The organism is Blastococcus sp. SYSU DS0973, assembly GCF_054051055.1.
In genome coordinates, this window is sequence record NZ_JBJHAN010000001.1 from 24,028 (window position 1) to 38,713 (window position 14,686).

13 protein-coding genes are annotated in these 14,686 nt (G+C 75.9%); 4 read left to right on the top strand and 9 right to left on the bottom strand.

The window, feature by feature from the left end:
- Positions 1-80 precede the first annotated feature (80 nt).
- Positions 81-1,292 carry a DNA polymerase IV gene (gene dinB, locus ACI791_RS00100; RefSeq protein ID WP_456584180.1) on the bottom strand — a complete coding sequence of 404 codons (1,212 nt, stop codon included), beginning with the start codon at positions 1,290-1,292 and terminating at the stop codon, positions 81-83.
- Positions 1,293-1,399: 107 nt separating this feature from the next.
- On the bottom strand, positions 1,400-2,101 hold the full coding sequence (locus ACI791_RS00105) for a permease (protein ID WP_456584181.1): 702 nt from the start codon (positions 2,099-2,101) through the stop codon (positions 1,400-1,402).
- Between the two features lie 250 nt (positions 2,102-2,351).
- Between ACI791_RS00105 and ACI791_RS00110 the strand changes: the two genes are divergently transcribed.
- The 3 genes from ACI791_RS00110 (at position 2,352) to ACI791_RS00120 (ending at position 4,940) form a co-directional block, all read left to right on the top strand.
- Positions 2,352-2,624 carry a BatC protein gene (locus tag ACI791_RS00110; RefSeq protein WP_456584182.1) on the top strand — a complete coding sequence of 91 codons (273 nt, stop codon included), beginning with the start codon at positions 2,352-2,354 and terminating at the stop codon, positions 2,622-2,624.
- A gap of 65 nt (positions 2,625-2,689) precedes the next feature.
- Positions 2,690-3,943 carry a cupin domain-containing protein gene (locus tag ACI791_RS00115; RefSeq protein ID WP_456584183.1) on the top strand — a complete coding sequence of 418 codons (1,254 nt, stop codon included), beginning with the start codon at positions 2,690-2,692 and terminating at the stop codon, positions 3,941-3,943.
- 4 nt (positions 3,944-3,947) lie between these two features.
- The gene (locus ACI791_RS00120; protein WP_456584184.1) at positions 3,948-4,940 is read left to right on the top strand and encodes a sucrase ferredoxin; all 993 of its coding nucleotides are present in this window, start codon (positions 3,948-3,950) and stop codon (positions 4,938-4,940) included.
- An 11-nt stretch (positions 4,941-4,951) separates the two neighbouring features.
- On the opposite strand, the gene ACI791_RS00125 is transcribed toward ACI791_RS00120, so the two are convergent.
- The 3 genes from ACI791_RS00125 to ACI791_RS00135 all read right to left on the bottom strand — a co-directional run bounded on the left by ACI791_RS00125 (position 4,952) and on the right by ACI791_RS00135 (position 7,479).
- A complete protein-coding gene (locus ACI791_RS00125; protein WP_456584185.1) occupies positions 4,952-6,142 on the bottom strand; it encodes an alkaline phosphatase family protein in 1,191 nt (396 codons plus the stop codon).
- Positions 6,139-6,873: a class I SAM-dependent methyltransferase gene (locus ACI791_RS00130; RefSeq protein WP_456584186.1), complete on the bottom strand. Its 735-nt coding sequence runs from the start codon at positions 6,871-6,873 to the stop codon at positions 6,139-6,141. Before ACI791_RS00130 ends, ACI791_RS00125 begins: the two co-directional genes overlap by 4 nt.
- A 126-nt stretch (positions 6,874-6,999) precedes the next feature.
- On the bottom strand, positions 7,000-7,479 hold the full coding sequence (locus ACI791_RS00135) for a VOC family protein (RefSeq protein ID WP_456584187.1): 480 nt from the start codon (positions 7,477-7,479) through the stop codon (positions 7,000-7,002).
- Between the two features lie 198 nt (positions 7,480-7,677).
- Here ACI791_RS00135 and ACI791_RS00140 point away from each other — a divergent pair, with 198 nt between their 5' ends.
- Positions 7,678-7,863, top strand: coding sequence for a hypothetical protein (locus ACI791_RS00140; RefSeq protein WP_456584188.1), 186 nt, complete (start codon positions 7,678-7,680; stop codon positions 7,861-7,863).
- 146 nt (positions 7,864-8,009) lie between these two features.
- On the opposite strand, the gene ACI791_RS00145 is transcribed toward ACI791_RS00140, so the two are convergent.
- From ACI791_RS00145 to ACI791_RS00160, 4 genes are all read right to left on the bottom strand, one after another.
- On the bottom strand, positions 8,010-11,795 hold the full coding sequence (locus tag ACI791_RS00145; RefSeq protein ID WP_456584189.1) for a DNA polymerase III subunit alpha: 3,786 nt from the start codon (positions 11,793-11,795) through the stop codon (positions 8,010-8,012).
- A complete protein-coding gene (locus ACI791_RS00150; protein WP_456584190.1) occupies positions 11,792-12,304 on the bottom strand; it encodes an SAV_6107 family HEPN domain-containing protein in 513 nt (170 codons plus the stop codon). The genes ACI791_RS00145 and ACI791_RS00150 overlap by 4 nt, the downstream gene beginning before the upstream one ends.
- Positions 12,304-12,627, bottom strand: a complete 324-nt coding sequence (locus ACI791_RS00155; protein ID WP_347060279.1) for a DUF6504 family protein — start codon at positions 12,625-12,627, stop codon at positions 12,304-12,306. Before ACI791_RS00155 ends, ACI791_RS00150 begins: the two co-directional genes overlap by 1 nt.
- Positions 12,628-12,937: 310 nt before the next feature.
- Complete coding sequence (locus ACI791_RS00160) at positions 12,938-14,488, bottom strand: HNH endonuclease signature motif containing protein (RefSeq protein ID WP_456584191.1); 1,551 nt, start codon at positions 14,486-14,488, stop codon at positions 12,938-12,940.
- Between the last annotated feature and the right edge of the window lie 198 nt (positions 14,489-14,686).

Here is a 14,686-nt window from a genome sequence, read left to right on the forward strand (position 1 = left end):
GAAAGGCGACGCCACCGCGACCCGCCGGGCGGGTCGGCCGATCACTCCTCCGGGTGGCCGCTCCGGCGCGAACCGCCTGGTCAGCGCCCGGCCGATCCGGGGGAGCCGGCACGGCGCAGCAGCGTCGCCGGGCGGACCGCACCGGCACCGAAGCGGCGGGCGGCGCGGTCGGCGGCCAGCTCGGCCTCCCGCCGGCCGTGCTCGCGTGCCCCGAGCTCCAGCTGACGGGGCGCCGACCCGGCCTCGACGAGCCGTTCGGCCCGCACACCGACGAGCCGGATCCGGGCCCGATCCAGCCCCAGGGCGTCGTAGAGAGCACGGGCGGTGTCGTAGAGCTCCTGCCCCACGTCGGTGGGCGCCCCGAGGGTGCGGCTGCGGGTGATCGTCGCGAAATCGGCGAAGCGCACCTTGATGCTCACCGTGCGGGCCAGGCTGCCGGTCGAGCGCAGCCGCCCCGCCGTCCGCTCCGCCAGGCGCAGGAGTTCCCGGTGGACGACCACGGGGTCGTCCACGTCGGTGGCGAAGGTCTCCTCCGCGCCGGTGGAGCGCTCGGGCTCGTCGGGCACGACCCGCCGGGGGTCGCGCCCCCAGGCCAGCTCGTGCAGGTGGGTGCCCGCCGCCGCGCCGAGGGCTCGCTGCAGGGTTTTCGCCGGGACGTGCGCCAGGTCACCGACCGTGCGCAGCCCCAGCCGCAGGAGCGTCTCCTCCGTCTTCGGCCCCACGCCCCAGAGCGCGCTCACCGGCAGCGGGTGCAGGAAACCCATGACCTCCGGGGGGCGGACGACCAGCATCCCGTCGGGCTTGGCCCGGGTGGAGGCCAGCTTCGCCACGAACTTGGTGCCGGCGACGCCGACCGAGCAGGTGATGCCCTGCTCGTCGACGACGCGGGCGCGGATGTACTCGCCGATCTCCGCGGCGTCGCCCAGCCGGCGGCCGGCGCCTGCGACGTCGAGGAAGGCCTCGTCCAGGCTCAGCGGCTCGACCAGCGGGGTGATCGACCGGAACAGTGCCATGACCGCCCGGGACACCTCGGAGTACAGCGCCATGTCCCCCGGCAGGACCGTCGCCGTCGGGCACAGCCGCAGCGCCCGTGCGGTGGGCATGGCCGCGTGCACGCCGTAGCGCCGGGCCTCGTAGGTGGCCGAGGTGACCACGCCCCGGTTGCCGGCCCCGCCGACGATGACCGGCGTGCCGGCCAGCTCCGGGTGCCGGCGCACCTCGACGCTGGCGAAGAACGCGTCCATGTCGACGTGCAGCACGGTGCAGCCGGCTGCACGCACGCTCTTCCCCACGCCCACCTCCCGCACCGACCCCCGTGGATCGAACAGACGTTCGATCCACGGGGATGCTAGCGGCCCGGGGCGGGGCCGGCCGAGCGGCCCGCCCCGGAGCGCTGCGATCAGCGGGCGGCGACCCGCTCGTCCTCGCGGTCGTGCTTGCCGGGCCACATCTTGGCGCCGAGCACGCCACCGAGCGCCGCCGCGGCGATCGACAGCCCCAGTCCGAGCACCGCCCAGCTGGCGGCGGAGCGAGCTGCATCGGCGGCCTGGCCCGCCTGGATGTCAGGGATGTCGGCCTGCTGGATGCCGGCCACGTCGGTGACCACGCCGGCGAGCGAGCCGAGGAGCGCGCCACCGCCGAACAGGGTGAGCAGCACGATCGTCACGACGGCCAGCGCCCACACGAGGATGCCGTGCAGGAGCCCCTCGCTGAACCCGCGCCACAGCGCGCTCGCCCCGGCGGTGAGACCACCGAGGAACAGCGCGATCAACCCGTTGATCCCGCTGATCAGGTCGGCGTCGTTCCCGGCCCCCGAGCCGACGTCCCACCAGCCCAGGGCCAGCGTGGCCAGCTGCAGGAGCAGGAAGGTGGGCACCGCGACGATCAACCCGGCCCACACCGGGCCCCACCGGACGCGGTCCCGCCGCGGCGGCGCCAGGGAGATCTGCGTGGGCCGCCCGAGGTGCTCGTCGTCGTGGTCGACCTGTGGGGCCGCCGCGACCCGCGTGGCGCCCTCCGTCGTCCCCACGGGCGTCGTGGCCTCCCCGCGGCGGACGTCCGCCCCGGTGCCGGAATCGATTCGTGCACGACCTTCGGTCATGACCCTCTCCTTCTCGTTCGTCGTGGCTGTCGTTCAGGACAGGGATGCCCGGGCTGCCGGGCCGACCACCCGGGGCGGCGAGCCGTAACGCGATCGAGATGTGCGCCGATCGTCCCGACGGCGGTCCCGCCGCGCCCCTCCGGCACGAACACCGAGGTCACGGCGCATGTGTGGAGCACGAGCACACGAGGTACAGCAGCCTCCGCAGGGTCGCCGTCCGGTGGCCCGGTCGATGGGATCGGAGGAGCCAGTGGCGCTCGACGACGAGGACATGACCAGCACGGAGGGCCCGGCCGACGGCGGTGCATCCGGCACCCCGGGTACGCACGACGGTGGCGCCGACGGCGGTGCCGACAGCGGTGCCGACGGCGGCGCGAACGGCGGTGCCGACGGCGGCGCGGACGGCGGTGCCGACGGCGGTGCCGACGGTGGCGCGGACGGCGGTGCCGACGGCGGTGCCGACGGTGGCGCGGACGGCGGTGCCGACGGTGGCGCGGACGGTGGCGCGGACGGTTCGGCCTGACCGAGAACTCGACCCCGCGGGGCCGGACGGAGCAGCTCCGCCCGGCCCTGCGGCGGTGCACGGACATGGCGCCCGAGCTCTTCGCCGAGCAGTACTGGGCGCGGCGCCCGCTGCTCACGCGGGCCGAGGACACCGGGAACTCCTTCACCGACCTGCTCGACCTCCCCGCCGTCGACGAGCTGCTCTCCCGGCGCGGCCTGCGCACGCCGTTCCTGCGGATCGCCAAGGACGGCGCCGTCGTCGACACGAAGCGGTTCACCACCTCCGGAGGGGCGGGCGCGGAGATCGCCGACCAGGTCTCCTCCGACGCGGTGCTGCGGCTGTTCGCCGACGGGAGCACCGTCGTCCTGCAGGGCCTGCACCGGTTGTGGCCGCCGCTGATCGAGTTCGCCGACCAGCTGGCCGCCGACCTCGGCCACCCCACGCAGGTGAACGCCTACGTGACCCCGCCCTCCTCGCAGGGCTTCAGCCCGCACTACGACGTCCACGACGTGTTCGTGCTGCAGGTCGCCGGTGAGAAGCACTGGACCATCCACGAGCCGGTGCTCCCCGACCCGCTGCGCACCCAGGTCTGGACCGACCGCGCCGACCAGGTCGCCGCGGCGGCCGGGCGCGAGCCGGTCATCGACGCGGTGCTGCGCCCCGGTGACGCCCTCTACCTGCCCCGCGGCTACCTGCACTCGGCGAAGGCGCTCGGCGAGATCAGCGCGCACCTGACCGTCGGCATCCACTCGGTGACCCGCTGGGCCGCCGCGGAGCAGGTGCTGGACCTGGTGCGCACGCTGGCGGCCGAGGACCGCACGCTGCGGGGATCACTGCCCCTGGGCATCGACCTCTCCGACCCCGACGTCCTCACCGACGACGTCGCGACCGTCGTCGAGGGTCTGCGTGCGTGGCTGGGCCGGGTCGAGCCGGCCGAGGTGGCCGACCGCCTCCGGGCCCGCACGTGGGCGCAGGTGCGGCCGGAGCCCGTGGCCCCCCTCGCGCAGGCCACCGCGGCGGCAGCCGTGACGGCGGAGACGGTGCTGCGGCTGCGCAGCCGGCTGCGCTGCACCCTGCGCGACGCCGACGACGGACGGGTGGCGCTGATCGCCGGGCGCCGCACGCACACCTTCCCCTCCGACGTGCGCCCGGCCCTCGCCGAGCTCCTGGCCGTAGGTGAACTCAAGGTCGGCGATCTGCCCGGGCTGGACCCGGCGGACCGCCTCACGCTCGCGCGCCGGCTGGTGACCGAGTCGATCGCCACCGTGCCCGACGCCGCGCTGCCGGCCACCGGGCACGCGGCCGCGCGCGAGGACGCGACCGGGTCCGGCCGGTGAGGCCGTGGCGGGAGTGACCGGAGCCGGCTCCGCCGGTGGCGACGAATTCTGCCGCAGCGGCGTCCCCGCCCGCCCCCTGGGCCGGCTCGACGGGAGCCGCTGCTCGGTGCAGGCGCTCGAGCGCGCCGACTCGGGCGTCGCGACGGCGTCCCCGGTGTCGCGCTGGCTGCTGATCGAGCAGCCGGGCCCGTGGGGGCGGCAGGCGCTGCTCCAGTCGCGGTTCGACGCCCGCGTAGCCCCGCTGCTGGCCGAGCGCGCGCAGCGGGAAGGGGTGCGGGTGCTGCTGGTCCGCCGCCCCGGTGACCGGCTGTCCGACTCCGGCCGTCGCTGGGCCTACGCCGACAGCCGGCTCGGCCGGGAAGGCCTCTGGTGGTCGGTGCGCTCGACCGACGCCGACCTGCTCACCGTGCCCTGGGACGGATCGGTCGGCGAGCCGGCGCAGGGGCGGACGTACCTGGTGTGCACCCACGGCGGGCACGACGCCTGCTGCGCACTGCGTGGCCGGCCCCTGGCCCGCGCGCTGCCCGCGCCCGGGCCGGCCGACGTCTGGGAGTGCAGCCACCTCGGCGGTGACCGCTTCGCCGCCAACGTGCTCGTGCTGCCGCACGGCTTCTACTACGGGCAGGTCCCCGGCGACGGCGGGCTGGTCGTCGCCGCGCACGACCGCGGCCAGGTCGCGCTGCCGTGGTTGCGCGGGCGGGCGGGGCTCACGGCACCGGTGCAGGCGGCCCAGCACTACGCCCGCGAGGAGCTCGGCCTCCTCGGCGTCGACGACCTCGCACCCCTCGGGGTCACCCCACGGAAGTCGGCCGATCCGGCGGCGGAGCGCTGGGAGGTGACCCTCGCCGGTCCGGTGGCATCGGTGGTCGTCACGGTGGAGAGCCGCCCGTCCCCGGAGGCGGTGCACCTCACCTGCCAGGCTCCGGCGCCCGGCCGGGTGCGGACGTGGCACCACCTGTCGCTCACGACCCGGCCGGCGGTCCCGGCCGACAGCTGACCGGACGGCGCTCAGCCGAGGGCGCGGCCCCGGGCGGCGAGGAGCGGGATCGCGAGCTCCGTCGCGGTGAGCGAGCCGTGGTAGGCGGCCAGCCGACTCGGGCCGGGTTCCAGGCGGGAGCTGACCAGCACCCAGCTCCCCCGCGCCAGCGCCACGACGTCGCCGATGCGGGCGGCGAGCGCATCGTCCACCGGGCCGAAGATGCCGCTGGCGACGGCCTCCTCGCGCCCCACGACCCAGGCGCGGTCGCCCAGGACGCCGCGCCAGCGATCCAGGACGTCGGCCTCGGCCCCGGGCTCGGTGTGCACGTAGCGGGCGCGCGGCTCGCCGGCGAGCAGCCGTACGCCGTCGGCGAGATCGGGCTCGTCGTCCAGGTCCAGGCGGGTGTGCGCGGAGACGTCGAGCATGCCGTGGTCGGCGGTGACCAACAGGGCGGCGTCGTCCGGCAGCCCGTCGACGAGCTGCTCGACGACGCGGTCGACCAGGGCGAGCTGGCCCCGCCAGCTGGGTGAGTCGACACCGCGGACGTGGCCGGTGAGGTCCAGCTCGGCCATGTAGCCGTAGACCAGGGCCCGCGGGCCGGCGTCCAGGGCCGACCGCATGAGCGCGGTGAGGTCGCCGGGCCCCACCGCCCCGGTGTAGTCCGCACCCCGGTAGGCGGCCGCGGTGAGGCCCGAGCCCGCGTAGGCCCACGGGCCGACGGCGGTGACCGCGACGCCGTCGGCGGCGACGCGCTCGAAGACGGTGGGCCGCGCCTGCCAGTCGGCGGGGTCGGGGTCGTCGGCCCACTGGGTGTGATTGAGGGTGCGCCCCTCCCCCGGCACCTCGGTGACGAAGCCCAGGACGCCGTGGCTGCCCGGGGGCAGGCCCGTACCGATCGTGGTGAGGCTGACCGGGGTGGTGCTGGGGCAGGGCGCCTGCAGGTTTCCGGCCGGGCTGGTCAGCGCGGCGAGGGTAGGGGCGAGCCCGGCGTGGGCGCGGACCAGGTCGGCGCCCAGGCCGTCGACGAGCAGGACCGCCACGCGGCGAGCGCCGTGCAGCGCCGCGGCCAGGTTGAGCGGATCGGCAGGCAGGTCTCCCCGCGCGACCGGCGCGCCCAGGGTCGCCGCGACGCCGGGCAGCACGTCGGCCAGGGTGGCGACGCCGTAGGCCGGCCGGTGGAGGTCGGGCGGGAGCCCGCCGTCGTCGACCGCCGCGCTCACGCGCGGGTGGCCAGCAGGTGGAGGCCGGCGGCCACCTCGCGGTAGGGCGAGGCCTCGGCGACCGCCAGCTCCAGGTTCCGGACGGCGGCCGGGTCGGCCCCGGAGGCGGCCTCGAGCAGGTCGGCGACGACGGAGACGCCGCGCCAGCTGCCCGCGGTCAGGCCGGCGCCGTCGACGAGCGCGAGGAGGTCCTCGGGGGTGAACCTCCGCCGGACCGGCCGCCCGGGGACCCGCTCGTCGCCGAGCAGCGCGAGCGCCTCGACGGGGTGGCCGGCCACCGCGCGGGCGAGCACGGCGCCGGCACGGTTGGCGACGGCGAGGCTCACCCGGCCGCCCGGGCAGAGGGCACCGGAGATCTCCCGGAGGGTGACCGCCGGGTCGTCGACGACCTCGAGGACGGAGTGGCACAGGGCGAGGTCGTACCCGCCCTCGTCGGCGGCGAGGACCTCGTGCAGCAGGTCGCCGTCGCCCTGGACGCCGCGGACCCGCTCGGCCACGCCCGCCGTCTCGGCGCGGCGGTGCAGGGTGGCCAGGGCGTCGGCGCTGGGGTCGACGACCGTGACGCCGTGCCCCAGACGGGCCAGGGGGACGGCGAACATGCCGCTCCCGCCGCCGACGTCCAGCACCCGCAGGTGCCCGCCCGCGCTGACCAGCGGGTCGAGCGCGGCCCAGACAGCAGCGGTCCGGGCGGGCAGCTGCTCCGCGGTCGGCGAGGCAGGTTCGATCGGCACCCACCGGAGCCTAGTGGCGGCCGGCAGCGGCCGCTGCCGCCTCCGCAAGCACCCTGCCGGTCCTCCGGCCCCGTCCAGGGCACCGCCCCGAGCGGGCGTGCGAGGGGCGGAGAGGGCGGGGGCCTCTCAGGCGGGGACGCCGTCGGCGGCCCGCCGGAGGACGTCGAGATCGATGCGGCGCAGCTGCATCATCGCGTCGGTCGCGCGCCGGGCCCGGCCAGGGTCGGGATCGCTCAGCAGGGCCATCAGCTCGGTGGGGGTGACCTGCCAGGAGACGCCGAACCGGTCCTTGAGCCAGCCGCACATGCTCTCCTCGCCGCCGTCGGTGAGCCGGGTCCAGTAGTGGTCTGCCTCCTCCTGGTCGGCGCACATGATCTGAAAGGAGATGGCCTCGCTGTGCGGGAACTGCGGGCCGCCGTTGAGCGCGACGTACGCCTGCCCGTCGAGGGTGAAGCTCACCGTCATGGCCGTGCCCTCGGGCATGGGCATGTCGGGGCCGTAGCGGGTCACCTCGCCGATCGAGGAGTTCGGGAAGATCGAGGTGTAGTGGGCCGCGGCCTGCTCGGCCTGGCCGTCGAACCACAGGCACGGGATCTGCTGGGGCATCGCTGGTCCTCCTTCGCACGCGCCGGCCGGGTGCCGGTGTCGGAAGGTAGACCGGGCCGGACCGGGGAAGTCATCGGTCGCTCGCCGCCCGACCTCCGCCGGTCGCCCGCCCCTGCCCGTCGCCGGATGATCGTTTACCGGTCCGCCGGGCCCGGGCACTGCCTCGGTGTCAGCACCGTCAACGACTGAGGAGTTCTCATGACCCGCTCCGTGCGCCCCCGTCTGGTCCGCACGACCGCGGCCGCGTTCACCATCGCCGCCGCCTCCCTCACCACCGCTGCCTGCGGGGATGACGTCGTCGACGACGGCGTCGAGCAGAACGTCGAGGAGGGCGTCGACCAGCTCGAGCAGGAGGTCGAGGACGCCACCGACGGCAACGGGTGAGCCACCGCACCGACACCGGGGGCCCTCCTCCCGGGCGAGCCGAGGGAGGAGGGCGGCCCGTTGCGGGTTCCCGCCGCGGGCCCGCGAGCGGTGGCCAGCGGCGGCCCCGCCGCGAGCCTGCGAGCGGTGGGAACAGCGGGGTCCTTCTAGTGACCGGAGCTGCCCGGGCTGGAGTGCCAGAGCTTGCGGGGCGGCCCGGCCGCTGCCCGGCGCGCCGCCACCTTGGTCTCGTCACCGGCCGGCTTGATGTCGGCGTAGGGCGACATCCGGAACCCGGTCGGGTGGACCAGGACCGGCCGCACCACGACCGGCCGGGAGCCGTGCGAGGCCGCCGCCCCGGCGATCGCCTGCTCGGTGTACTCATCGCCGTCCCCCACCCACCCCGCGGTCATCAGCTCGGCGACGGACTCGAGCCCGCCGGCTTCCCAGGCCTCGTGCAGCGCCGGCAGCTCCCAGGCCCCGGTGGCCCGCAGCGACATCCCCCGCGGGCCGGTGCGCCGCAGCACCCCGCGGATCACCAGCAGCCACGAGTGGAAGACCGTCGCGGCGTAGGGGCCCTGCGCGTCCTCGAAGAAGGTCGAGTCGGTGCAGCCGGTGCCGTCGTCGAGGGTCACGAACACCACCCGGCGCCCGGACCGGATCGGCGGCGTCTGGGTGGCCACCTTGACCCCGGCGACCAGCACCTCCGCGCCGCTCCGGCAGCCGAGGAGCTCTCCGGCGGGCACCGCGCCGAGCGCCGACAGGAACGGCCGGTAGAAGTCGACGACGTGCCTGCTGGCGTCCAGTCCGAGCACCTCGAGCTCCGCCCGCACCAGTTCGGCGTCGGTGAACTCGGGCAGCCCGCTGCTCTCGGCCCAGCTGGGGGCGGTCGCCCCGTCGGACTCCGCCGGCTCCTCCTGCAGCCCCATCAGGTCCAGGCTCAGCTGCCCGTCTGAGGTGGCCCGGGCACCGCTGCGGCTCCACCGGTCCAGCTCGCTGATCTGCAGCAGCAGGTCCCGCCGGGTGACCTGGCGCCGCCGCCGGGTCGGCCGGCCGGCCTCGCGGTCGCGCATCCCGAAGCCGTAGAGCGAGTCGAACCCGCCGGCGAGCACCAGCCGCTCGACCACCGGCCGGGACACCGACGCGCGCGACCAGAAATCCGTCAGTGACCGATAGGGCTGCCCGGCGACGACCCGCGCCACCTCGTCGTCGGAGATGCCCTTCACGTCGGCCAGCGACAGCCGGATGCCGTAGTGCGTCGGGTCGGGCATCGCCGCGGGCATCCACTCCGGACGCCGCCAACCCCGGACCTCATCCTCCACTTCACGGTCAGAGTCGTCGCCCCCGTCGTCGGCAGTGACCAGCCGTTCGACGCGGTAGCTGCCGGTCGAGGCGTTGACGTCCAGGCCGAGCACCCGGATGCCGAAGTTGCGGGCGTCGTCGAGGATCAGCCGCTTCGGGTACATGCCGGGGTCGTGGGTGAGAACCCCGGCCAGGAAGGCCGCCGGGTGATGGGCCTTCAGCCAGGCCGACTGATAGGTGGGCAGCGCGAACGCTGCGGCGTGGGCCTTGCAGAAGCCGAACGACCCGAAGGCGGCCAGCACCTCCCACACCTGCTCGGCCACCTGCACCGGGTAGCCGGCGGCCAGCGCCCGGGGCACGAACCAGGCCCGCACCTCCGGGTGGGCGTCCTTCTCCCCCAGGGCGCGGCGCACCTCGTCGGCCTCGGCCAGCGTGCAGCCGGCCATCCGGGCGACCACCTGCAGCACCTGCTCGTGGAAGACCACCACCCCGGCGGTCTCCGCGAGCGCGAACTCCAGGTCGGGGTGCGGGTACTGCGCCTCCCGCCAGCCGTTCCTGGCCATGAGGAACGGGGTGACCATGTCGCTCTTCACCGGCCCGGGCCGGAACAGCGAGATGTCGATGATGATGTCCTCGAAGGTCTGCGGCCCGAACTTGCCGACCAGCTCCCGCTGTCCCGGCGACTCGATCTGGAACATCCCGAGCGTGCGGGTGCTGCGGATCAGCTCGAAGGTCGTCGGGTCGTCCCGCGGGACGGCGTCGATGTCGACCACCTCCTCGTCGACCCGCTCGATCTCGTCGAGGGCGTGCGCGATGGCCGACTGCATCCGGATGCCGAGCAGGTCGAGCTTGAGCAGCCCCAGCTCCTCGACGTCGTCCTTGTCGAACTGGCTCATCGGATAGCCCAGGTAGCTGCTCTCCACCGGGGTCCGGTCCAGCAGCGTGGCGTCGGAGAGCAGCACCCCGCACGGGTGCAGCGCGATGTGCCGGGGTAGCCCGTCGAGCCGGGCGACGAGGTCGAACAGCAGGTCCAGATCCCCGCTACCGCCGGATCGTCGTGAGCCCAGCCGGCTGGCCCGCAGCTCCGGCAGGTCGCGCAGCGCGGCGTGCACCTGGTTGGCGCGGATGTGCGGGAACGCCTTGGCGACGGCGTCGACCTCCGCCGACGGCAGCCCGAGCGCGGCGCCGACGTCGCGGATGGCGTGCCGCACCCGGTAGGTGTCCATCATCGAGATGCAGCTGACCCGGTCGGCGCCGAAGCGGTCGATGACCGCGTCGTAGACCTCCATCCGGCGGGCGGACTCCACGTCGATGTCGATGTCGGGCAGCTGGTGGCGCAGCGGCGAGAGGAACCGCTCCATCAGCAGCCCGTAGCGCAGCGGGTCGACGTCGGAGATGCCCAGCAGGTAGGTGACCAGACTACCGGCGCCCGAGCCGCGCGCAGCCGCCCGAACCCTCAAGCTCTTGATGAGGTCGACCACGTCGGCCACGGTGAGGAAGTAGGAGGGGTAGCCCAGCTGGCCGATCACCGCCAGCTCCTCGTCCAGCCGCTGGCGGACCCGGGTCGTGGGCGCCATGCCACGCCGGCCCAGCCCGGCCTCGCACCGGGCGCGCAGCACCTGCGCCGGGCCCATGCCCCGCTCGGCCGGCGTGGTGACGACGTCGAGCTCGGGGTACCGGACGCTGCCGATGCCCAGGTCGGCGCCCGGGTCGACGGCGCACTGCTCGGCCAGCCGGGCGGTGCGCTCGAGCAGCCGCAGGGCGGCGTCCCGGTCGGGGCCGACGACGTCCTCGGCGACCTCGGCCATCTCCTTGCCCGACTTCAGGTAACCCTCGGCCGTGGTGCGGTCGACGTGCCGGGCACCGAGCGGGACCAGCCGCCGGGCGGCGTCGAGCACGTCGGCGGTCGGCGCGTCCAGGGCGTCGACGTAGCGGACGGCGTTGCTGAGCACCACCGGCACGCCCTGCTCGGCGGCGAACCGCAGCATCGCCTGGGCCCGGGAGCGGTCGCCCCGCCCGCGGTGGTGCACCAGCTCCAGCGCCAGCCCGGGGCCGAAGACTGCACGCCAGGCGTCCAGCTGGTCGGCGGCCAGGTCGGCCCGGCCGGCCAGCAGCGCCCGCCCCACCGGGGAGTCGGGACCGAGCAGCGGGACCAGCCCGGTCGCGTGCTCGGCGGCGATCGCCAGCGAGCTCACCGGCTCGCCACGGGTGCCGCGCAGGTGGGTGGCGCTGGTGACCCGGCACAGCGACCGCCAGCCGGCGCCGTCCCGCGCCAGGAAGGTGACCCGGGGCAGTCGCGGGTCGACGCTCGCCCCACCGCGGGCCGGCGCCCGCCGGGCGGCCGTCGCGGCCCGTGACCGCGGGGGGCGTGCCGCGGCAGGGTCCTCCCCCAGCACGTGCGCGAGCGCCGGCGGCACGCTGGTGCCCAGCGACGGCGCCACCGCGAGGTCCACGCCGAAGATCGGCCGCACCCCGGCCGACCGGCAGGCCAGCGCGAACTTCACCGCGCCGTAGAGGCCGTCCCGATCGGTCAGGGCCAGCGCCGGCATCCCGTGCTCGGCGGCGCGGGCCACCAGGTCGGCGGGGTGGTTGGCCCCGTACCGCATGGAGTAGCCGGAGGCGACGTGCAGGTGGACGAAGGGGTCGCTCACGTCCAGGGCCCGGCGGGCCGGGAGCCCGCGGATCCGGATACCGACCCGCCGACCACGTGCGGCCTCGGGTAGCGGGGCGACTCCGGCAGCGGCGTGCTGCCGAGCGCCGTCTCGACCACGGCGAGGAAGGCGCGGACGTCGCGCACCAGGTCGTCGGCCTCCCGCTCGGTGACCGCGCGGGACAGCCCCGCCTCGGCGGCGGCGCGCTTGCCCGCTCCGGCGGCGAAGAAGGTGGCCCACTCCCCCAGCTCCGGCGCCACCTGCCCGAGCAGCACCCAGGCGCTGCGCGGGCGGCGCCGCCCGCCCTCCGGCCGGGTGCGGGCGGCCAGCACCGCGGCGGCGGCGCGGAGCGCGGCGAGGTGGGCGGTGGCGTACCGCTCCCGCTGGTCGGTGGCCGCGGCGGCCGCGGCCAGCCCCCGGTGCGCCTGGCCCAGCAGCGCCGCAGCGGCGGCGGGCAGGGCTGGGGGAAGCGGCAGCTGCTCGGCCGGCACGGCCCGTGCGGCGCCCATCAGTCGTGCACCCGCACGAGCCACCAGCGGTTGCCGGACGCGTCCCACGACAGGTCGTAGACCCCGGCGAAGCTCAGCCGGGAGCGCCCGGCCCGGACCGCCTCCACCCGCCAGACCTCCCGCGGCGCCACCAGGTCGGCGGACGCGCCGCCCGTACCGGCGTCCCGCAGCCACCACGGTGCGGTCTCGACCCAGGAGTCGAGCAGCTCGCCCACGAGGTACCGGGACTGCCCGCGCCAGAACTGCACCGGGCCCAGGGGGCCACGTTCGACCTGCACCTCTTCGCCGGTCCGACCGACGACCTCACCCAGCACCCGGCTCATGCCCGACTCCCCACGCCTCACCCCGCGCGCACACCGTCCCGGCACCCCACCGGCGGGGAAGGCCGGGGAGCGGAAACGAGCGTCATTCGAACGTCTGTTCGAACACGTCCAGTAGACCGGAGCCGCCTGCCTCCGTCAAGCCGTGCGGCGGCCGTGTCGCGGACGTGCGCCTGCCCCCCGCCGAACCCAGCGCCAAAGCTGCGGACCCCCGCGATCCAGCCCCGACCAACGGGCCAGCGACCTCCCCGGACGCTCCCGACGGCGGAGCGCCACCGCGGTTGCCGGGCGACATGCCGGGGACCGGCTGGTCTCACGTGCGGAGTGGATCGGGCGGCGCGAGGTCGTCGAGCCAGGGCGGGTCGGGCTCGGGGGCGTGGCACCACCCGGGCGGGCGGGTGGTCCGGGAGACACCCGAGGGGGTGCGCACGACGAGCCGGCCGTCGGGATGCAGGCTGAAGCACCAGCCGCGAGCGAAGGTTTTGATCCGGTGGTGCCGTCGGCACAGACAGCACAGGTTCCAGCAGGCGGTGGGCCCGCCGTCGGCGAACGCCTGCCCGTGGTCGATGTCGCACCGGCCGGGTCGGCGGCGGCAGCCGGGCATGCGACAGTGCCGGTCGCGCACGGTGACGAGGCGGTGCTGCGCAGCGGTGGGCCGGTACCCGCAGGTCGGAGGTGGCGGCCGGAGGCCGGGCCCGTCGAGGTCACCGGGCCCGTCGAGGTCACCGGGCTTGTCGGGCTGACCGGGCTCGTCGGGCCCACAGGACGAGTGGGCGCCACGCGGGGCGTTGCGTCGGCGGACGCGGCGGCCCCAGCCGGCAGCGTGGCGCAGCTCGGCCCGGGTGGCCACCGCGACGGTCTCCCCGGTACCCGGGGCATCGACGGCGACGCAGACCGAGCCGCCCGCCGGCGCGGAGCCGAGCAGGTCGAGGGAGGCGAGCAGCTCACGGCACTGGGCGGCGGAGATCAACTGGCCGTCCAGCTCCGCCGGGGGCGCCCCCGCTGGGGCGTCAGACCGCAGTGAGGCCGCCGCAGCGTGGACGACCAGGTGAGCGGTCACCGGTGGGCGGCTGGTGTCCCACGGCCGCAGCACCAGGTCGAGCGCGGCGGTGGCGCGCAGCAGGCCGATCGGCCGGTCGTCGCCGTCGGCGCGCATCCACCGGGCGTACTGGTCGACCGCGTCGCGGGCGGCGTGGACGGCGGGCAACGGCCCCTCGACGACGAGCCGGCCCAGGTCGTCGGCGGTGCGCTCGACGTGCACGTCGGCCCGGCGCTCGGCCTCCTTGCGCCGGCGTTCCCTGGCTGCCGCGTCGACCCGGTACAGGTGGTAGCGGGCCCGGTCGCCCAGCCGGGACGGCGGACAGCTCTCCGCGCCGGGCAGCACCCGCGCCTGCACCTCGGCGGCGACGGCGGCGGAGGCGTCGCCGAGCAGGTCGAGCAGGATCCGCGCCTTGCGCAGCGTGAGCCGCCCGGAGAACAGCTCCCCCCACGTGGCCGCCAGCTTCGTGGTGAGCAGGACCGACTCGGCGGCCAGCCGCCCGGCCTCCGAGCAGTTGCGGATGAGTGCGAGCTCGGAGACGAAGTCGTCGGAGACGTCGGCCAGCGCCGCCGGGCGGATCGCCCGGGAGTCCGGACCCGGCCCACCGCGGCGGCCGTAGTCGGCATCCCGCTCGGTCGAGCGCCGGCGCGCCAGTTCCGCGATGACGGCCGCCTGCCTGGCGTACTCGCGGACCATGTGCGCGTCGGCGGACCAGAGGTCGCACACCAGCTCGAACTCCGCCGCCGCCGGCGACACCACCTCGCCAGGGAGCAGCGGCATCGGCTCGCCGTCGTCGGGTGCGTGGGGCTCCCCGTCGTCCTCCATGGCTGCACGGTAGGCAGCGGGTACGACAGTTCCTGCTGGTCGAACCGCTGGATGGCGCCACCTCCGTCCGCTCGAGCCCCACGGCCCGGTAACGGCTCCAGCGGTCGGCCGAGGTCCAGCATGGTCTTCGACGAGGCGGTGCCGGCGTGCGCCGGTCGAGGATGCACCGGAGACCGCCGACCCCGCTGCTGGACGGCG